This is a genomic window from Brachybacterium sp. NBEC-018 (assembly GCF_024860185.1).
GTDB lineage: Bacteria > Actinomycetota > Actinomycetes > Actinomycetales > Dermabacteraceae > Brachybacterium > Brachybacterium rhamnosum.
In genome coordinates this window covers 415792-433714 of the sequence record NZ_CP100650.1, presented here as the reverse complement: position 1 = coordinate 433714, position 17923 = coordinate 415792, and the positions used below count along the sequence as shown (strand labels likewise).

The 17923-nt window shown below is 74.2% G+C and carries 17 protein-coding genes; 10 read left to right on the top strand and 7 right to left on the bottom strand.

Annotated elements, in window-relative coordinates:
* Nucleotides 1–164: 164 nt before the first annotated feature.
* On the bottom strand, nucleotides 165–803 hold the full coding sequence (gene pcp, locus NLU66_RS02005) for a pyroglutamyl-peptidase I (protein ID WP_259361284.1): 639 nt from the start codon (nucleotides 801–803) through the stop codon (nucleotides 165–167).
* Nucleotides 804–869: 66 nt separating this feature from the next.
* On the opposite strand from pcp, the gene NLU66_RS02000 reads away from it, so the two are divergent.
* Nucleotides 870–1526 carry a GNAT family N-acetyltransferase gene (locus tag NLU66_RS02000; protein ID WP_259361283.1) on the top strand — a complete coding sequence of 219 codons (657 nt, stop codon included), beginning with the start codon at nucleotides 870–872 and terminating at the stop codon, nucleotides 1524–1526.
* 1464 nt (nucleotides 1527–2990) lie between these two features.
* On the opposite strand, the gene NLU66_RS01990 is transcribed toward NLU66_RS02000, so the two are convergent.
* Together NLU66_RS01990 and NLU66_RS01985 are read right to left on the bottom strand one after the other, a co-directional pair.
* On the bottom strand, nucleotides 2991–3914 hold the full coding sequence (locus NLU66_RS01990; protein ID WP_259361282.1) for an aminoglycoside phosphotransferase family protein: 924 nt from the start codon (nucleotides 3912–3914) through the stop codon (nucleotides 2991–2993).
* Entirely contained in the window at nucleotides 3911–5536 is a 1626-nt protein-coding gene (locus tag NLU66_RS01985) for a serine hydrolase domain-containing protein (protein ID WP_259361281.1), read from the bottom strand. Before NLU66_RS01985 ends, NLU66_RS01990 begins: the two co-directional genes overlap by 4 nt.
* 86 nt (nucleotides 5537–5622) lie before the next feature.
* Between NLU66_RS01985 and NLU66_RS01980 the strand changes: the two genes are divergently transcribed.
* A complete protein-coding gene (locus NLU66_RS01980) occupies nucleotides 5623–6360 on the top strand; it encodes a glutamine amidotransferase (RefSeq protein WP_259361280.1) in 738 nt (245 codons plus the stop codon).
* A 63-nt stretch (nucleotides 6361–6423) separates the two neighbouring features.
* Nucleotides 6424–7314, top strand: coding sequence for a GH25 family lysozyme (locus NLU66_RS01975; protein ID WP_259361279.1), 891 nt, complete (start codon nucleotides 6424–6426; stop codon nucleotides 7312–7314).
* 10 nt (nucleotides 7315–7324) lie between these two features.
* On the opposite strand, the gene NLU66_RS01970 is transcribed toward NLU66_RS01975, so the two are convergent.
* Nucleotides 7325–7774: an SRPBCC family protein gene (locus NLU66_RS01970; RefSeq protein ID WP_259361278.1), complete on the bottom strand. Its 450-nt coding sequence runs from the start codon at nucleotides 7772–7774 to the stop codon at nucleotides 7325–7327.
* A 131-nt stretch (nucleotides 7775–7905) separates the two neighbouring features.
* On the opposite strand from NLU66_RS01970, the gene NLU66_RS01965 reads away from it, so the two are divergent.
* Nucleotides 7906–8436 carry a GNAT family N-acetyltransferase gene (locus NLU66_RS01965; protein ID WP_259361277.1) on the top strand — a complete coding sequence of 177 codons (531 nt, stop codon included), beginning with the start codon at nucleotides 7906–7908 and terminating at the stop codon, nucleotides 8434–8436.
* A 9-nt stretch (nucleotides 8437–8445) separates the two neighbouring features.
* Here NLU66_RS01965 and pdxH read toward each other — a convergent pair whose 3' ends face one another.
* On the bottom strand, nucleotides 8446–9123 hold the full coding sequence (gene pdxH / locus NLU66_RS01960) for a pyridoxamine 5'-phosphate oxidase (RefSeq protein WP_259361276.1): 678 nt from the start codon (nucleotides 9121–9123) through the stop codon (nucleotides 8446–8448).
* Nucleotides 9124–9133: 10 nt separating this feature from the next.
* Complete coding sequence (locus tag NLU66_RS01955; RefSeq protein ID WP_259361275.1) at nucleotides 9134–9433, bottom strand: hypothetical protein; 300 nt, start codon at nucleotides 9431–9433, stop codon at nucleotides 9134–9136.
* Between the two features lie 298 nt (nucleotides 9434–9731).
* On the opposite strand from NLU66_RS01955, the gene NLU66_RS01950 reads away from it, so the two are divergent.
* The 4 genes from NLU66_RS01950 to NLU66_RS01935 are packed head-to-tail and all read left to right on the top strand — an operon-like array spanning nucleotide 9732 to nucleotide 15196.
* Nucleotides 9732–11369: an ABC transporter substrate-binding protein gene (locus tag NLU66_RS01950; RefSeq protein WP_259361274.1), complete on the top strand. Its 1638-nt coding sequence runs from the start codon at nucleotides 9732–9734 to the stop codon at nucleotides 11367–11369.
* Nucleotides 11366–12457, top strand: a complete 1092-nt coding sequence (locus tag NLU66_RS01945; protein WP_259361273.1) for an ABC transporter permease — start codon at nucleotides 11366–11368, stop codon at nucleotides 12455–12457. Before NLU66_RS01950 ends, NLU66_RS01945 begins: the two co-directional genes overlap by 4 nt.
* 1 nt (nucleotide 12458) lies before the next feature.
* Nucleotides 12459–13484, top strand: a complete 1026-nt coding sequence (locus NLU66_RS01940) for an ABC transporter permease (RefSeq protein ID WP_259361272.1) — start codon at nucleotides 12459–12461, stop codon at nucleotides 13482–13484.
* Entirely contained in the window at nucleotides 13481–15196 is a 1716-nt protein-coding gene (locus NLU66_RS01935) for an ABC transporter ATP-binding protein (RefSeq protein ID WP_259361271.1), read from the top strand. The genes NLU66_RS01940 and NLU66_RS01935 overlap by 4 nt, the downstream gene beginning before the upstream one ends.
* A gap of 16 nt (nucleotides 15197–15212) precedes the next feature.
* On the opposite strand, the gene NLU66_RS01930 is transcribed toward NLU66_RS01935, so the two are convergent.
* Entirely contained in the window at nucleotides 15213–16073 is an 861-nt protein-coding gene (locus NLU66_RS01930) for an SDR family oxidoreductase (protein WP_259361270.1), read from the bottom strand.
* Nucleotides 16074–16194: 121 nt separating this feature from the next.
* Between NLU66_RS01930 and NLU66_RS01925 the strand changes: the two genes are divergently transcribed.
* Both NLU66_RS01925 and NLU66_RS01920 read left to right on the top strand, forming a co-directional pair.
* On the top strand, nucleotides 16195–16557 hold the full coding sequence (locus tag NLU66_RS01925; RefSeq protein ID WP_259361269.1) for a MerR family transcriptional regulator: 363 nt from the start codon (nucleotides 16195–16197) through the stop codon (nucleotides 16555–16557).
* 99 nt (nucleotides 16558–16656) lie between these two features.
* Nucleotides 16657–17898 (top strand): MFS transporter, encoded by a 1242-nt coding sequence (locus tag NLU66_RS01920; RefSeq protein WP_259361268.1) that lies wholly within the window; start codon nucleotides 16657–16659, stop codon nucleotides 17896–17898.
* Nucleotides 17899–17923: the final 25 nt, after the last annotated feature.

The following is a 17923-nucleotide window of genomic DNA, read 5'->3' as shown; positions in this document are numbered from 1 at the left end:
GGTTGTGGACGGAGAACGCACCGTCCCGATCGCGACACGCCCGGCCGTCGTCGTCCCCACCCTCCGCACCTGCGGAACTACAGGTCTGTCATTCGTCCACCACTGTGGAGAAGACTGTGGACAACTGGTGCGGGTGTGGACGATCACCCCTCGACGACCCCTCCTCAGTGGACGGCGCCACCGCTGCGGTCGAGATCCACCGTCGTGGACAGCGCGGTCTCGACCATCGCGACGAGCGCCCTCGCGGCCAGCGGCACGGGGACCACGCGGGCGGCGGGGACGTGGACGAATCCGCCCCGCACCCCGGTCCCCTCGAGCGCCTCGAGGACCCGGTAGAAGACGTCGTTGCACACGAAGGTGCCGGCGGTCTGCGAGACGGAGGCCGGGACCCCGGTCGCGGCGGCCGCGGCGACCATCGCCTTGATCGGCAGCGTCGAGAAGCGGCCGACGGGCCCGCCCGCGACGACCGGCTCGTCCACCGGCGCGGCCCCGGACTCGTCGGCGATGCGCGCGTCACGCACGTTGATCGCGACCCGCTCGGGGGTGATCGCCGCGCGACCGTCGGCGAGCCCGACGGCGATGACGAGCTGCGGCGCGAGCTCCTCGATCGCGGCGGCGAGCAGGTCCCCCGCACGGTCGAAGACCACCGGCAGCTCCCGCGCCTCGACCGCGACGCCGCGCCCGCGCAGCTGCGCGGCCGCCTCCTGCACGGCATCCCAGGAGGGGTTGCTCGCGGCCCCGTCGAAGGGCGCGAAGCCCGTGAGGAGAACAGGGGACTCGGGGGATGCGGGGGAGGAGCTCATGACGGCACCGTAGCCGGGACCGGAATCCGCTCGCCGCCCGGGGGCCGAGGTCCGTAACCTGGCGCGATGACGCAGCCCGACGCCCTCGCCCTCCTCCATCCGCCCTTCGCGCTCACCGTGCGCGCCGGTGACCTCACGCTGCGGGTGCTGCGTGACGCGGACCTCGAGGAGTACACGGCCCTGCTGCGTCGGCCGATCTTCGAGGACCCCCAGTCCGACCAGGTCTTCCCCTGGTACGCGGTGGACCCGGAGACCCGGGTGCGCGAGGCCGTGCGCTTCCAGTGGCGGCTGCGCGCCCAGCTGCGCGCCGAGGACTGGTCGCTGCCGCTCGGCGTGTGGGCCGGTGACGAGATGATCGGCTGCCAGGATCTCGCGGCGACGGACTTCGCCGTGCGCCGCACCGTGAGCTCCGGCTCGTGGCTCACCCTCGACCAGCACGGGAGGGGCTACGGCAAGCTCATGCGGCAGGCGATGCTCGTGCTCGCCTTCGACCACCTGGGCGCGGTGCGCGCGGAGTCCTCCGCGGTGCTCGGCAACGACCGCTCCTTCGGCGTCTCGCGCGCGTGCGGGTACGTCGACAACGGCACCCAGGTGACGGCGGAGGGCGGCCGCGCCCTCACCCAGCAGCGCTTCGTCGTCACACCCGCGACCGTCGTGCGCCCCGCCGTCGAGGTGGAGGTCGAGGGGGTCGGCCCGGAGCTGCGGGCGCTCCTCGGCGCCTGAGGGCGGGCTCGGGCGGCGCGATCGTTCCTCCCCATCGCCTCCTGGTCCACAGTTCCGGGGGCGTGCTCTCCTCCCCGCCCCGCCGGGCGTGGGATGGGGGCATGACCACTCCCGTGCAGCCCGTGACCGAGGTCCTCGTGGACCTCGCCCACACCCTGGGGTCCCGGCTGCCCGACGTCGCCGCGGGGATGGCCTCCGCGGAGGCGGCGCAGCTGCTCGGGGCCTCCGCGCAGGTCCGCGCCCGGCTCGACGCGCTCGACGTGCGCGCCCGCGTGCTCCATGCGGACGCCCTGCGGCGTGAGCGGCTCGCGGAGGCCCGGGAGCGCGCGGCGCAGGACCAGGAGGGGAGCCCGGACCTCGAGTCGGTCGCCGCGGGGGCGGAGCGGGCGGCCGTGCGCGACGCCTCGATGATCCTGCGCAGCTCCCCGGCGCAGGCCGCGCTGTCGCTCGCCGCGGCCCGCCGCCTGGTCGAGGACATGCCGCAGATGCTCCACGCCCTCGGCTCCGGCGCCGTCACCGCCCGCGTGGCCGGGGACGCCGCGACCGTGGCCCGGGTGCTGGAGCCCGAGCGGCGGCGCGACCTCGACGCGGCCCTCGCCGAGCGTGCGCCCTACCTCGACGGGGCCGGGCATCGCCGCTGGCGGCGCGAGATCTCCACGCTCGTGGAGCAGATCGAGCCGCTCGCCGCGGGCCGGCGGCACGCCCGCGCGCTCGACGAGCAGCACGTGCGCGTCACGCCGGGCGAGCACGGGATGGCGACCCTCTCCGCCCGGCTGCCCGGTCTCGAGGCCGCTGCGATCCGCAAGCGCCTCTCCCTCGAGGCGGAGGGTCTGCGCGCTCAGGGAGACCGCCGCGGTCACGGCCGGATCATGGCGCAGTCCCTGGTCTCCACCCTGCTGGGCCGTGAGGACGCCATGGATCCCGTGGTGCTGGACGTCGGCGTGATCATCACCGAGCGGGCGCTGCTCGAGGCGGACCACGGGGAGGCCGCGCACATCGAGGGCTACGGGGCGGTCCCCGCCGACGCTCTCCGGGGACCCCTGCGGAAGGCGCTCGCCGAAGGGACCGAGCGCGGCGCCCTGCTCCGGCGGCTGTTCACCCATCCGGTGACGGGGGAGCTGGTGGCGGGCGAGTCCCGGGCGCGGCTGTTCCCGCGATCGATGCGGCGGTTCCTCCACTGGCGGGACACGACCTGCCGGGCCCCGTTCTGCGACGCCCCCGTGCGGCAGTACGACCACATCCTCCCTGTCGCCGCCGGTGGCCCGACCACCCTCGCCAACGGGGAGGGGCTGTGCGCACGCTGCCAGCGGAAGGAGGAGGATGCGGTGTCGGTCGAGCGTGCATCCGACGAGCGCGGAGTCGTGGACGTCGACGCCGGGCACCAGGTCACGTGGACGAGCACGAGCCTCACCCGACGCACCACCACGCCCACGCGGTTCACGGCGCCCGCACAGGAGGTCGAGCTCAGCCCGCCCCCTCCTCCGCGAGGCGCAGGGCGATCTCCGCGGCCGAGTCCATCTCGCCGGCCTCCTGCACACAGCGGGCGAACGCCCAGTCCCGGGCCCGGTGCGGGTCCAGACCCGTCCTCTGCGCCAGGTCCCTCACCAGTCCCGAGGGGTCCCTGAGCAGACGCTGCTCGTGATTGAGCAGGTACTGGAGCAGGTCGTAGTGCGGATCGCCCACGTAGGGCTTGGGATCGATGAGCACCCAGTCGCCGTCCTCGCCCGTCCCACCGCGCTCGCGCCGCAGGATGTTGTGGGGATGGAGGTCGGTCGCGAGCAGCACCGGCGTGCCGTCCCACTGCCGGGGCAGCTCGCGGAAGAGACGGAGCCCGTGGGCCGCCAGGTGCGCGGGGAGCAGGCCGGCCATGCGGTCCAGGCGCTCCTGCGCCTCGTCCGCCCACCACTCGCACATGTCCGCGAGGGGGCGGAACGGGCCGCCCGTCGGCGCAGGGACATGGAGCCGCGTGACGAGTGCGGCGAACACCTCGTCCTGCACCTCGGGGTCGGGCAGCTCCGCGAGCGGGGTTCCCGGGCGCACCTCCTCCATGAGCAGCAGCGTCGTCGATCCCCGCTGCTCGCTGCGCAGCACCGTCGCGGCGCCGTGCCCCTGCCAGGCGGCCATCCCGGCGGCCTCGTCCCGGGCCTCGTCATGGGACATGGTCACCTTGAGCGTGAGCCGACGGCCCTCGACGTCCCGCACGGGCGCCACCCAGGAGGCGGAGCCGCCGGGGGCGTACGGGACCCCGGCGCTCAGCGACCACTCCTCGAGCACGGCGGGCACGAGGGTGGGCAGGGCCTCACGCCAGGCGGCGACCCCGCTGTGCGTGTTCTCGGCGAGCAGCGGCGGCAGCGGCCTGCCCAGCACGAGCAGCTCGGACGGGCTCATCGGCGTCCCTCCCCAGGTGACCCCTGCTCCGCCACGGGCCGGGTGACGCGCTCCGGCATCGTGAACTCGGCGCTCGGGGTCTGCAGCTGGCCGCTGCGGATCAGGCCGCGGCAGCGGAGGCCGCCGACGCCGCGATCCCCGGTCTCCTGCCCGAGCCGCACGAGGATCGGCTCCGCCCAGGTGCCGTAGCCCGGATCGCCCCAGGTGCGCAGCGCGATCGTGCGCGCACCGGGCTCGTACGGGTCCTCCGCGCCGCCCGCGGTCGCGAGCTCGAGGGCGCCTGCGGCGGGGTCGAAGGCCGCGTCGTCGAGCGCGAAGAGCCGCCCGCCCAGGCGCGCCACCCGGGTGCGGCCCCACAGCGAGTCGTAGGTCCCGGCCGCGAGCTCGGCGACCTCCCCGGCGGTGAGGGACCCGACACCCTCCTGCTCGGCGAGCGGGAGCGGGCGCGTCCGGCCGGAGCCGCCGCCGCCCTGCGCACCGGGAGCCTCGGCGGCGTCGGCCTGCGGGGCGGGCCGGCCCGCGGCGAGGGCGAGCAGCCCCAGCAGCCCGGCCGCGATCTCCGAGGTGGGTGCGTCCACGGCGGTGCCGATCACGGAGACGGCGAGGCGCTCCGAGGGCACTGCCCAGGTGCGGGACAGGCCGGTGGGGAACCCGCCGGAGTGGCCGACGGCCTCGAAGCCGTGCAGGCGTCCCTGCTGCAGGCCCAGCGCGTAGTGGCGCCCCTCGGCGACGGTCCACACGCGTCGCCGCATGGCGCGCCGGGCGTCCTCCCCCAGCAGCGCGTCGGTGGTGAGGGCGCGGCCGGCGACGGTCGCGATCGCGCCGGCCGTCGCCCAGAAACCGGTCGCGGCGGCGAGCGCGCCGGTGGGGACCTGCTCGACGATCCGTCGCGGCCCGTGGAGCAGCGAGGTGTGCCCGGGCGCGAAGCCGTGGGGCGTCTCGGGGCCGGGGGCGTCCGCGGGGAGGTCGGGGCCGATGCCCTCGACGCCGAGCGGGTCGATCACGAGGCGGGTGACGGCCGCGGCGAAGTCCTCCCCGGTCACGGACTCGATGATGAGCCCCACGAGCCCGTAGCCGATGTTCGAGTACTGCAGGTGCGTGCCGGCGGGCGCCGCGAGCGGCTCGGTGCGGGCGATGGCGAGCAGCTGCTCCCGGTCGGGGAAGGGGCGGCCGAGCCGCCACCAGCGGGCGTCGGCGCTGTCCCGGGACAGTCCCGCCGCGTGGGAGAGCAGGTCCCGCAGGGTCGCGGCGGCGACGGGGGAGCCGGCGAGCTCGGGGACGTGTGCGCCGAGCGTGTCGTCCAGGCGCAGCGTGCCCTCCTCGGCGAGCCGGAGCACGGCGAGCGTGGTCATCATCTTGGAGTGCGAGGCGATGCGCAGGCGGTGCGTGGGCAGCAGGTCGATGCCGGCCTCGGCGTCCGCCGGGCCCACGGCGACCTCGGCGACGAGCTCGCCGTCGTGCCAGATCGCCGCCTGGATGCCGGACTGCCGGTGCAGGTGGCGCACGGTCTCCAGCCAGCCGGGGAGGATCGCGGCGACGTCCAGCACGGCATCCCTGCCAAGGGACGGCGCGGTGGTGCTCTCGAGGACGGTGGAGAAGAGCGGAGGGGTGGTCTCCGGCACGGCGGGCTCCTTCGGCGCGGCGGGAGGGTCAGCGGGTGGACGGCGGCGGGGACGGTGCATGCCGCCGTCGGGACTAGCATTCTTCCGTGAAACCGTTCGTGCTGATCTCCACCCGCCCCGAGGACGACGTCGCCGAGCGCGAGCACGAGTCCGTGCTCCGCTTCACCGGTCTCGACGAGCGGGACCTGTGCCGCGTGCGCCTGGAGAAGGAGGAGGCCCCCGTGCTCCGCGCGGACGAGGTCTCCGGCGTCATCCTCGCCGGCAGCCCCTTCACCGTCTCCGAGCCCGCCGAGACGAAGTCCGCGCTCGAGCTCGCGACCGAGCCGAAGCTGTTCTCCGTGCTCGACCAGGTCATGGCGCAGGACCTGCCGTTCCTCGGCGCCTGCTACGGCGTGGGCGCGCTCGGCACGCACCAGGGCGCGCGGATCGACCGCACCTACGGCGAGGAGCTCTCCGCCGTGGAGGTGACGCTCACCGAGGAGGGCCTCGCCGATCCGCTCGTGCGCGCCGCGGGGCTGCCTCCGGTGTTCACCGGGCTCGTCGGCCACAAGGAGGCCGTGCACACCCTGCCCGCGACCGCGACCGTGCTGGCCACGGGTGAGGCGTGCCCCGTGCAGATGTTCCGCATCGGCACCCGCCAGTACGCGACCCAGTTCCACCCCGAGATGGACGTGCCGCTGCTGCTCGAGCGCGCGGCCCGCTACCAGGAGCACGGCTACTTCGACCCGGAGCAGATGGACGAGCTGTTCGGGGCCCTCGGCCAGCAGCATGCGGACGAGGCGCCGCTGCTGCTGCGCGGCTTCGCGGAGCACTTCGCCCGCTGAGCCCGCCCCGTCCTCGCCCACAGGGTCCCCGATCGAGGCCCTGACCTCGGGTAGCGTCGACCCGTGCCCCGGTTCACTCGAGAGCAGGTCCGGCGGCGTCGGCAGATCGCGGCGGCGATCGTGGTCGTCGTCGCCCTGGTCCTCGTCGGCGGATGCACCCGGCTGGTGATCGGCGCGCTGAGCGGCGGCGACGATGAGACGGCCGCGAGCGTCCCCGTCCCCTACACGGCCGACGACGCCGCCATGACCGTCCCCGCGACCGCGCACGACGCCGCCGCCCTCGCGCAGCTCCCCGGTGACCTCGAGCTCGGCGAGGACGAGGTGCTCGGCGTCGACGTCTCCGCGCACCAGGGCGAGATCGACTGGCAGGCCGTCGCCGGGGACGGGATCGGCTTCGCGTACATCAAGGCCACCGAGGGAGCGGGCTTCACCGACTCGCGCTTCGCGGAGAACTGGTCGGGCGCCCGCGCCGCCGGGGTGACGCCCGGCGCGTACCACTACTTCACCCTGTGCTCGCCTGGCGCGGACCAGGCACGGGACTTCCTCGCCGCCGCCCCGCCGGACGACGCCGCGCTCCCGCCCGCCCTGGACCTCGAGTTCGACGGCGCCTGCGAGGAGCGCCCCTCGGCGGAGGACGCCCAGCACGAGATCGACGCCTTCACCGCGGCGATCGAGAAGGCATGGGGGCGGAGGCTCGTCATCTACTCCTCGAGCGACTGGCGCCGCCACTACGGCCTGCCGGTCACGGATGCGCGCCCCGACTGGCTGTTCTCCGACTCCGGCCGCCCCGACCAGGAGGACTGGTCGCTGTGGCAGCTGCGGTTCGACGGGAAGGTCGCCGGCATCGACGGCCGCGTCGACATGGACGTGGCCCGGATCGAGTCGCTGCGCGAGCACGCCGAGATCGCCGACGGAGAGGGGGCGCTCACGCACGCCCCGGCCGCGGAGGGATGAGCGCGGAGGGCTAGCCGCGCAGGTCCTGGCTCGTCCCGCGCTCGGCGCGCAGCTGCACCACGAGCGCGTCGAGCAGCGTCGTCCAGTGCTCGAGCAGCGCCTGCCGCTCCGCCGCGCCCAGCAGCCGCTCCTGGTGGACGGCGAGCACGGTGCCCTCGCCGGCCTCCTGCAGCGTCACCTGGAAGACGGTCTCGTGGTCGAGGGTGCGCGGCGTCCAGCGCACCCGCACCCGTCGACCCACGTGGCAGCCGACGATCCGCCCGTGCAGCGAACCGCCGCTGCGCAGCGGGGCTCCGACCATCTGCGGGACGGAGTCGACGCCCAGCCAGGCGGGGAGCCACTCGGAGAGCAGCCGCCGCCACACCTCGTCGACGTGCGCGGGGACGGTGCGGCGCACCCCGAGCTGCCAGCCGGCGTCGCGGGTGAGGCCGGGGGGCGTGGGCTCGAGCTCGGTCTCCATGCCCCCGACACTAGGGGCGCCCCCGGGGCGCGGCGAGGGGAGACGAGGAGGCGTCGACAGGTGTTCGAGCAGGTGTCGCCGAGGCTTCACCCCCGCGTCGCGATCGGGGCGCGCGCCGGTAGCGTGAGCGCATGAGCACCTGGACCACGCGCCCCGAGGACCCTGCCGATCCCCGTGACGCCGCGGCGATCCGGGAGGTGCTCCTCGCCGCCTTCCCCACCGCGGAGGAGGCGGACCTCGTGGACGCGCTGCGGGCCGACGACGCCGCCTGGATCCCCGGGCTGTCGCTCGTCGCCACCGGCGAGGACGGGTCCGTCGTCGCGCAGGCCCTGCTCACCCGCTGCACCGTGGGCGGCGACCCGGCGCTCGCCCTCGCGCCCTGCGCCGTGGTGCCCGCGCACCAGCGGCAGGGTGCCGGGAGCGCCGCGATCCGGGCGGTGCTCGCCGCGGCGACCCGGCGGGCGGAGCAGAGCGGGGAGAACCTCGTCGTCGTGCTCGGGCACGCCGCGTACTACCCGCGCTTCGGCTTCACCCCAGCGGCCGGCGCCGGGGTGCTCGCCCCCTTCGACGTGCCCGCCGAGGCGTTCCTGACTCTCGCCCTCGACCCGGCGCGCCCGGCGCCGCGGGGCCTCGTCGGCTATCCGGCCGCGTTCGGGATCTGAGCAGGGGCCTCAGGGCTGCAGGCGCTCCCGCGTCCAGCCGCCCTCCCCGAGCGTGTACGCGATCCGGTCGTGGAGGCGCCCCGAGCGGCCCTGCCAGAACTCCACGCGCTCCGCGGTGATCCGGTAGCCGCCCCAGAAGGGCGGGCGCGGCACGTCGGCCCCCTCGAAGCGCGCGGCGGCCTCCGCGAGCTGCGCCTCGAGCTCCGCGCGCGAGGTGATCGGTGCGGACTGCCGGGAGGCCCAGGCGCCGAGCTGCGAGGCGCGCGGGCGGCGCGCGAAGTAGGCGTCCGAGGCGTCGTCGTCGAGCGGCGCGACGGTGCCCTCGATCCGCACCTGCCGCTGCAGGGCGTACCAGGGCAGGAGCAGCGCGGCCCGCGGCACGGCGGCCAGCTCGCGGCCTTTCGCGGAGTCGCGGTTCGTGTACAGCGTCGCGGTGAGCGCGTCGCCGTCCTCGCCGAGGCCCTTCACGAGCACGGTCCGGGAGCGGGGCCGCGGGGAGCCGTCCGCGTCGAGCGCGACGGTGGAGAGCACGGCGGCCGTCGGGTCGGGGAGGTCGCCCACCTGCTCGTGGCGGTCGAGCGCCTCCTGCATCCAGATGCCGAGCAGGGCGGAGGGGCTCTGCGGGGCGTCGTCGGCGAGGGCTCCGGCGAGGTAGTCCGTGCGGGAGTCGGCGAGCGGGTCGGTCATGCCCGGGATATTAGGCGTGCCGGTGGCGGGGCTGCAGCAGCGCACCGAGCGGGCGGGCCCCGCGGCGCCGGACCTCGTCGCCGCGGGAGGTGCTCCGCTCCCGCCGGGGCCGGCGTGCCGGGCGCAGCGCGTCCACGTCGACCTCGACGAGCGAGGGGTCCATGCCCGCGGCCTCGGCGCGGCGACGGGCGCGGCGCACGGCGCGCAGCAGCGCGGCGTCGCCGTAGGACTCGGGCAGCGGACGGTAGGTGATCAGGGCTCCCTGGTCGCGGGTGCCGGTGCGGCTGGTGGCGATGCGTGAGGTTCTCATGGGTCCCACCCTCCGCCGTCGGCCCCGGTCGTCGCGTCCTCCCGGCGGGGCGGCCCGCTCCACCCGGGGTCTGATCCCGGGGCGGCCCGTGTCCCACCCCGTCCCGCTTCGCCCGCATGTCATGAACGGCCATGGGACGTCACGATCCGGAAACAAGGTGCCGCAGGACGCCGCAGCGGTCTCCCGCGCCGCGCTCCGGTGCTAGCGTTCCCCACCACCGATGGCGTGGGACCCACGTCACACGGTCATCTGCCCCGCGTGCGTCATCCCCGCGCCACGGTCCCCTGGAGGAAACCCCATGTTCGATGCCCTCACGCCCCGCCGACGTTCGATGCTGATCGCGATGGGAGGCGTGCCGCTGCTGCTCGCCGCGTGCGCGAAGACCACGGAGTCCGGCGGCAGCGACGGGGGAGGGGCCGGCGGCTCCGCGCTCACCGTGGGCACCACCGACAAGGTCACCGCCCTCGACCCGGCCGCCGCGTACGACAACGGCTCCTCCGTCGTCTGGACCCAGGTCTACGGCTGCCTGCTCAACACCAAGATCGGCTCGACGGACGGCAAGCCCGAGCCGGACCTCGCCGAGTCCGCCGAGTTCACCTCGGACACCGTCTACACCGTGAAGCTCAAGTCCGGCCTCACCTTCGCGAACGGCAACGAGCTCACGAGCGAGGACGTCAAGCACACCTTCGACCGGCAGATCGCGATCGCCGACCCGAACGGCCCCTCGAGCCTGCTCGCGAACCTCGACTCGGTGAACGTGGTCGACGAGCTCACCGTCGAGTTCCACCTCAAGGAGCCCAACGACCAGACCTTCCCGTACATCCTCTCGAGCCCCGCCGGCCCGATCGTCGACTCCGAGGTCTTCCCCGCGGACAAGGTGCTCTCCGACGACGAGATCGTCGCCGCGAAGGCGTTCTGCGGCCCGTACCAGCTGACCTCGTGGAAGCTCAACGAGCTCGCCTCCTTCCAGGCCTTCGACGGCTACCAGGGCCTGTACGGCACGCCCAAGACCTCCGACGTCGCGATCTCCTACTACGCGGACCAGAACAACATGAAGCTCGACGTGCAGCAGGGCAACGTCGACGCCGTCTTCCGCTCGCTCTCCGCGACGGACGTCGAGGACCTCAAGAAGGACGACGCGGTCGCCGTGCACGACGGCCCCGGCGGCGAGATCCGCTACATCGTCTTCAACTTCGACACCCAGCCCTACGGCGCGAAGACGGAGCAGGCCGACGAGAAGAAGGCGCTCGCCGTGCGCCAGGCGGCGGCGGACCTCATCGACCGCCAGGCCATCGCGACCTCCGTCTACAAGGACACCTACACCCCGCTGTACTCGTACATCCCGGAGGGCCTGCCGGGCGCCGGCACCCAGTTCCAGGACCTCTACGGCGACGGCTCCGGCGGGCCGGACGCCGCGAAGGCGAAGAAGCGCCTCGAGGACGCGGGCGTCGAGATCCCCGTGCAGCTGTCCCTGCAGTACAACCCCGACCACTACGGCTCCTCCTCGGGCGACGAGTACGCCGCGGTGAAGGCGCAGCTCGAGGAGGGCGGCCTGTTCGCCGTGGACCTGCAGTCCACCGAGTGGGTGCAGTACTCCGAGGACCGCACCGCCGACGTCTACCCCGCGTACCAGCTGGGCTGGTTCCCGGACTACTCCGACGCCGACAACTACCTCTCCCCGTTCTTCATCAAGGACAACTTCCTGGTCAACCACTACGACAACGCGGAGGTGCAGGACCTCATCGCGAAGCAGCGCGGCATCGCCGACGCCGCCGAGCGGGAGAAGACCTTCGTCGAGATCCAGGACAAGGTCGCCGCGGACGTCTCGACCCTGCCGCTGCTGCAGGGCTCGCAGATCGCGGTGTCCACGAAGGACCTCCAGGGCGTCACCCTCGACTCCTCCTTCAAGTTCCGCCTCGTCCCGCTGTCGAAGTGACCGCGGCCGCCGAGACGCAGCCCGGGCCCGCCGCCTCCGCCCCCTCCCGCTCCTCCCGACGGAGCGGCGGGGGGCTGGGGCGGTACGTGCTGACCCGGTTCCTGCTCATCATCCCGACCGTGCTCATCCTCATGACGGTCGTCTTCTTCCTCATGCGGATCACCGGCGACCCGATCACGGCGGCCCTGGGCGGCCGCCTCACCCCGGACGAGCTCGCCGCCCGTCGTGCCGAGGCCGGCTACGACCGGCCGCTGATCATCCAGTACCTCGACTACCTCGGCGGGGTGCTGCGCGGTGACTTCGGCACCAGCTACACCGACGGCCGGCCGGTCTCCGCGATCCTGCTGCAGTACGGCGGGGCGACGGCGGAGCTCGTGCTCTACGCGATCGTCGTCGCGCTCGTGGTGGGCGTGCCGCTGGGCATGATCGCCGCGCGCAGCCGCGACCGCTGGGGCGACCTGGCCCTGCGGGTCCTCGCGATCCTCGGCTACGCGACCCCGGTGTTCTTCGTGGGCCTGCTGCTCAAGCTCGTGTTCTCCGTGGGCCTCGGCTGGTTCCCCGTCGCGGGCCGCCTCTCCACGGGCGGCGAGCGCACCATGGGCTCGATCCTCAACCCCAGCCCCTTCTACCTGCTGGACGCGCTCCGGCTGGGGGACCCGGCGCTGATCGGCGACGTGCTGCGCCATGCCGCGCTGCCCGCCGTGGCACTGGGCCTGCTCACCGGCGGGATCTTCCTGCGCCTGGTGCGCACGAACATGATCGGCACGCTCGAGATGCCGTACGTGGACTCCGCCCGCTCCCGCGGCGTCGCCGAGTCCCGCCTGACCACCCGGCACGCCCTGCGCCCGGCCCTCATCCCCATCATCACCGTGATGGGCATGCAGGTCGCGATGATGCTGGGCGGCGCCGTGCTCACCGAGACCACCTTCGAATGGCGGGGGCTCGGCTACCAGCTCGCCGAGTACATGGCGGCCCGCGACTACGTGGCCGTGCAGGGCATCGTCATGATGCTCGCCGTCATCGTCGCCGTCTCCAATTTCCTGGTCGACGTGATCGCCGCGCTCATCGACCCCCGCGTGAGGTACTGACATGACGATCCCGAACCCGGCCCCTCCCGGCGCCGACGGCGGCCTCCAGGGCGACGAGTCCGTCGCCGTGCAGGCCGGCGCGGTCGCCGCGACCGCCCACGCCCCCTGGTACCTGCGCCTGCCGATCGTCTCCCACCTGCGCCGCAGCGTCGGCCTGCAGCGGGGGATGCTGATCGCGGGCCTCGTGCTCGTCGCGGGGCTCCTGCTCACGGCGCTGCTCGCCCCGCTGATCGCGCCCTACCCCTTCGCGGCCACGTCGGCGGGCGGGACCGCCTTCGGCACGCAGCAGCCGCCCTCGGCCGCGCACCCGCTCGGCACCACCGTCGCCGGCTACGACGTGCTCTCGCGCGTCGTCTTCGGCACCCGCACCGCGGTCGCCGTCATGGCCTGCGCGGTCGTCGCCTCCCTGTTCCTCGGCGTGCTGCTGGGGCTGATCTCCGGCTACGTGGGCGGCTGGCTCGACCGGATCCTCGTCATGCTCGCGGACGCGATCTACGCCTTCCCGTCCCTGCTGCTCGCGATCGTCATGTCCATCGTCATCTCCGGCGGGCAGTCGAGCGCCTGGGGCGGCATCCTCGCCGCGGCCCTCTCGATCACCGTGGTGTTCGTGCCGCAGTACTTCCGCGTGATCCGCGCGGAGGTGGTGCGGCTGAAGGCGGAGCCCTTCGTCGAGGCCGCGAAGGTCATCGGCACCCCGCACCGGCGGGTCATGGGCACGCACCTGCTGCGCAACGCCACCCGCACGCTGCCGCTGATCTTCACCCTCAACAGCTCCGAGGCGATCCTCACCCTCGCCGCGCTCGGCTTCCTCGGCTTCGGCATCGAGCCGACGAGCGCCGCCGAATGGGGCTACGACCTCAACCGGGCGATGGCGGACGCCACCTCCGGCATCTGGTGGACCGGCCTGTTCCCGGGCCTCGGGATCGTCGCCGCCGTGCTCGGCGTGACCCTCGTGGGCGAGTCCGTCAACGACCTCGACGACCCGCGCCTGCGCTCCCGCCGGCGACGGAAGGGAGCCCGACGATGACCGCCGCCACGCCTCGCGCCGAGGACCGCGCACGGGTCGAGCCGCGGCTCGCGATCCGCGACCTCGACGTGCACTTCGCGACCGACGCCGGGGACGTGCACGCCGTGGACGGCGTGAGCCTCGAGGTTGCCTCCGGGGAGATCCTCGCCGTGGTCGGCGAGTCCGGCTCCGGCAAGTCCGTCACCGCCCGCTCGATCCTCGGCCTGCTCCCGGAGACGGCCGACGCGACCGGGGCCGTGCTCGTCTCCGGGACCGACGTCGTGGGCCTGCGCGGCGCCCGGTTGCGGGCCCTGCGCGGCGAGGACGTCTCCATGGTGTTCCAGGAGCCCTCGAGCGCCATGAACCCCGTCTACCCGATCTGGTGGCAGATCGGCGAGGGGCTCCGCGCGCACCGCCCGAAGCTCACCCGCAGGCAGATCCGCGCCGAGGCCGTCGAGGCGCTCGCCTCCGTGGGCGTCCCCGACCCGGAGGAGCGGATCGACCGCTACCCGCACGAGTTCTCCGGCGGCCAGAAGCAGCGCATCATGATCGCGATGGCGCTCGCCCTCGGGGCGGAGCTCATCGTCGCCGACGAGCCCACCACCGCCCTCGACGTCACCGTGCAGGCGGAGATCCTGGGCCTGCTGCGGGACGTGCGGGACCGCTTCGGCACCTCGATCATCCTCATCACCCACAACATGGGCGTCGTCGCGGACCTCTCCGACTCCGTCGCCGTCATGCGGCACGGGAAGGTGATCGAGCGGGCCGCGACCCGCGAGCTGTTCGCGAGCCCGCAGGAGGACTACACGAAGCAGCTGCTCGCCGCCGTCCCGCACCTGGGACGGAACAGCGCCTGGAGCGCCCTGGACCCCGAGCGGCAGCAGGCGATCGAGCAGGCGGAGCCCGTCGTCACCGCGAAGGACCTCGTCATCGAGTACCCGGGGCGGCTGGGCCGGCCCGCGTTCCGCGCCGTCCACGGCGTGGACCTGCAGATCCGCGCCGGCGAGGTGTACGGCCTGGTGGGGGAGTCCGGCTCCGGCAAGACGACCATCGGCCGCGCGATCGCCGGGCTCGAGCGCACCAGCGGCGGCAGCCTGCAGGTGCTCGGCCACGAGATGAACGGGATCCGCGAGAAGGCGTTCCGGCCCGTGCGCCGGCGCATCGGCTTCGTCTTCCAGGACCCCGCCACCTCGTTCAACCCGCACCTCACGATCGCCGAGTGCATCGCCGAGCCGCTCGTCGTGCACGAGAAGGGCCTCGGCGCCGCGCAGCGCGAGGCGAAGGTGCAGGAGCTGCTGGACGCCGTCGAGCTGCCCGGCGCCTACGCCCGCCGCTACCCGCACGAGCTCTCCGGCGGGCAGCGGCAGCGCGTGTCCCTCGCGCGCGCCCTCGTGCTCGGCCCCGAGCTGCTCATCGCCGACGAGCCGACGAGCGCGCTGGACGTGTCCGTGCAGGCCACGGTGCTCGAGCTGTTCCGCGAGCTGCAGGAACGCCTGGGCTTCGCGGCCCTGTTCATCTCCCACGACCTCGCCGTCGTCGACTCCCTCGCCCACCGCATCGGCGTGCTCCTGCGCGGCGAACTCGTGGAGCAGGGCCACGGCCCGGACGTGCTCCACGACCCGCAGCACCACTACACGCGCCGCCTCATCGCCTCCCTCCCCGTGCCGGACCCGGTCGAGCAGGCGCAGCGGCGGGCGCGCTACGCGGAGGAGTTCGGCGGCACGGCGCGGTGAGACGGGGCGGAACCGATCAGCCCTGACCCAGCGCCGCCCGGATCGCCTGCGCGGGCGTCGTCGGCGCCCGGCCGATGAGCCGGGCGAGATCGTCCGAGGCGGTGTGCAGCTCACCGCGGGCGAGGCCGGCGTCGGCATCGGCGAGCACCTCCGCGAGCTCGGCGGGCAGTCCCGCGTGTGCGAGCGCGGCCGCGTACTCGTCGACCGGGAGATCCCGGTAGGTGACCGGGGTGCCGAGCTGCTCGCTCATCGTCGCGGCGAGCTGGGTGAGGGTGAACGCCTCCCCGCCCAGCTCATAGGTCCTGCCCTCGTGACCGTCGCCGGTCAGCATCGCGGCGGCGGCCTCGGCGAGGTCGCTCCGGGCGGCGGCGCTGACCCTGCCGTCGGCCGCCGCGCCCCACAGCGTCCCCTGCTCGCGGATCGCGGGGAGCTGGCTCGTGTAGTTCTCGAGGTACCAGCCGTTGCGGAGGATCGTGAACGGGACGCCGCTCGCCCGGATGTGCTCCTCCGTGCGGCGGTGCTCGTCGGCGAGGCGCATCCGGGCGGTCTCCGCGTTGACGGTGCTCGTGTAGACGAGGCGCCCCACGCCGCTCGCCCGGGCCGCGTCGATCGCGCGGCGATGGTGGTCGAAGCGCTCGCCCACGGTGGTCGTGGAGACCAGGAGCAGGCGGTCGACGCCGAGGAACGCGGTGCGCAGCAGCTCCTCGTCGGCGAGGTCCAGGGACATGGTCCGCACTCCTCGGGCGGCGAGCGGCTCGAGGCGGGAGACGTCGCGGCCCGTCGCGACGAGGCCGCCCGCGGGGACTCCGGCGGAGAGCAGGCTCTCCACGACGAGGCTGCCCAGCTGGCCGCTTGCTCCGGTGATCATGATCGACATGTGCTGCTCCTTCGTGCGGTGATGGCTGCGTCCGGGCGGCGTCGGAGCACCTGCTCCTGACCGTCTCCCCGGGCGCGGCGCTACGCTAGGACCTGACATCAATGTCAGGGGCAAGAGGGTGATGACCATGCGGATCGGCGAGCTCTCCGCGCGCAGCGGCGCGAGCGTGCGATCGCTGCGCTACTACGAGCAGCAGGGGCTCCTCAGCAGCAGCCGCAGCCCGAGCGGTCAGCGGCACTTCTGCGAGGAGGACGTCGAGCGGGTCCTCTTCCTGCGGCGGCTGTTCGACGCCGGCCTCTCCAGCCGCACCATCCTCGACCTGCTGCCCTGCGTCGACTCCCCGAGCGCGGACAACTCGCGGGCCGCGCTGGACCGCATGGCCGCCGAGCACGAGCGGCTCTCCTCCCTCATCGAGGATCTCGTGACGGCCCAGGGCGCCCTCGACGCGGCGATGGAGCGAGCGCGGGCCGCGCAGCCGAGCTGACCGCGCCCGCCCGCCCGGCGCGCCGACGGCTTGATCGCCGCACGGGCGCCCTAGCATCGGCCCTTCGGGGCGAGCGGAGGGGCGCGGATGACGACGGAGATGACGGAGACGACGGACGCCGGATCCGGGACGGCGCCGCCGCTGGACCGCGACTTCCACCTGCTGTGGTTCGCGCGGGCCGCGTCCGACGCCGGCACCGCGATCGCCATGGGCGCCCTCGCGCTGATCGCCGTGCGCACGCTCGAGGCGACGACCTTCCAGGTCTCCCTGCTCACCGCCGTCGCCGGCCTTGTGGGCGCGGCGCTGGCGCTCCCGATCGGGCCGTTCCTCGAGGCGCGGCGGAAGCGCCCGGTGATGATCACCGCGGACGTGGTCCGAGCACTGCTGTACCTCTCGGTGCCCGTCGCGGCCCTGCTCGGCGTCCTCACGTTCGGGCAGCTGGTCGCCGTCTCCGCGGTGGGGGCGCTCGGCGGGATCGTCTTCGGCGGGGCCTCCGCCGCACACCTGAAGAACCTCGTCCCCAAGGAGCGGCGTACCGAGGCCCTGGGGAAGCTGGAGTCCACGTTCTGGCTGCTGACCTCGCTGGGGCCCATGCTCGGCGGGGCGATCGTGCAGCTGCTGGGCAGCACCGTCACCCTCGGCGTGCAGGCGATCGGGCTGCTCGCCTCGGCGCTCGGGATCAGCCGGATCCGACGCCCGGAGCCGGACCCGCCCGCCCCCGGTGACCGCCGCTTCCTCGCGGAGGCGGGCGCCGGGTTCACCGTCGCCCTCCGGGACCGCACGCTGCGGCCGCTGCTGATCAACGCCTCGCTCTTCGCCGCGTTCATCGCCTGGATCGGACCGCTCGAGCTCGTGCTGCTGCTACGCGGCCTGGACCTGCCGGCCTGGCAGTTCGGGATCGCCCTCGCCCTGCCGAGCCTCGGAGGCCTGCTCGGCTCGTGGCTTGCGCCGCGGGTGAGCGGGCGGCTCGGGGAGCACCGCACCCTCGTCGGCTCCGCCGTCCTGCGCGGCGTGCCCGTCCTCGCCCTGCCGTTCCTGCCGGGCGGCACCGCGGGTCTCGTGGTCTACGTCGTCTCCACCTTCCTCCTGCTGACCTTCGCCGGCGTGTTCCGCCCCGTCTACACGGCGGTCCGGATGGAGGCGACCGACGACGCCGTGATGACCTGGGTGACCACCGCGTTCACGCTCGCCTCCCGCGGCGCCGCCCCGCTGTTCGCCCTGCTCGGGGGACTGGTCGCGACCGGGATCGGGGTGCGCGGCGGTCTGCTCGTGGGCGTCGTCGGCCTGATCCTCTCCGGCCTGTTCCTCCCGTGGCGGGCGGGCCGACGGCAATCCGCTTGACCCCTGCCGCTTGCCCTGGTGGCCT

Coding starts and splice junctions, on each gene's coding strand:
- NLU66_RS01935 (WP_259361271.1), top strand. CDS start 13,481: ATGACCGCCGCCACGCCTCGCGCCGAGGACCGCGCACGGGTCGAGCCG.
- NLU66_RS01930 (WP_259361270.1), bottom strand. CDS start 16,073: ATGTCGATCATGATCACCGGAGCAAGCGGCCAGCTGGGCAGCCTCGTC.
- NLU66_RS01965 (WP_259361277.1), top strand. CDS start 7,906: ATGAGCACCTGGACCACGCGCCCCGAGGACCCTGCCGATCCCCGTGAC.
- NLU66_RS01920 (WP_259361268.1), top strand. CDS start 16,657: ATGACGGAGACGACGGACGCCGGATCCGGGACGGCGCCGCCGCTGGAC.
- NLU66_RS01970 (WP_259361278.1), bottom strand. CDS start 7,774: ATGGAGACCGAGCTCGAGCCCACGCCCCCCGGCCTCACCCGCGACGCC.
- NLU66_RS01990 (WP_259361282.1), bottom strand. CDS start 3,914: ATGAGCCCGTCCGAGCTGCTCGTGCTGGGCAGGCCGCTGCCGCCGCTG.
- NLU66_RS02000 (WP_259361283.1), top strand. CDS start 870: ATGACGCAGCCCGACGCCCTCGCCCTCCTCCATCCGCCCTTCGCGCTC.
- pdxH (WP_259361276.1), bottom strand. CDS start 9,123: ATGACCGACCCGCTCGCCGACTCCCGCACGGACTACCTCGCCGGAGCC.
- NLU66_RS01955 (WP_259361275.1), bottom strand. CDS start 9,433: ATGAGAACCTCACGCATCGCCACCAGCCGCACCGGCACCCGCGACCAG.
- NLU66_RS01940 (WP_259361272.1), top strand. CDS start 12,459: ATGACGATCCCGAACCCGGCCCCTCCCGGCGCCGACGGCGGCCTCCAG.
- NLU66_RS01950 (WP_259361274.1), top strand. CDS start 9,732: ATGTTCGATGCCCTCACGCCCCGCCGACGTTCGATGCTGATCGCGATG.
- NLU66_RS01925 (WP_259361269.1), top strand. CDS start 16,195: ATGACCATGCGGATCGGCGAGCTCTCCGCGCGCAGCGGCGCGAGCGTG.
- pcp (WP_259361284.1), bottom strand. CDS start 803: ATGAGCTCCTCCCCCGCATCCCCCGAGTCCCCTGTTCTCCTCACGGGC.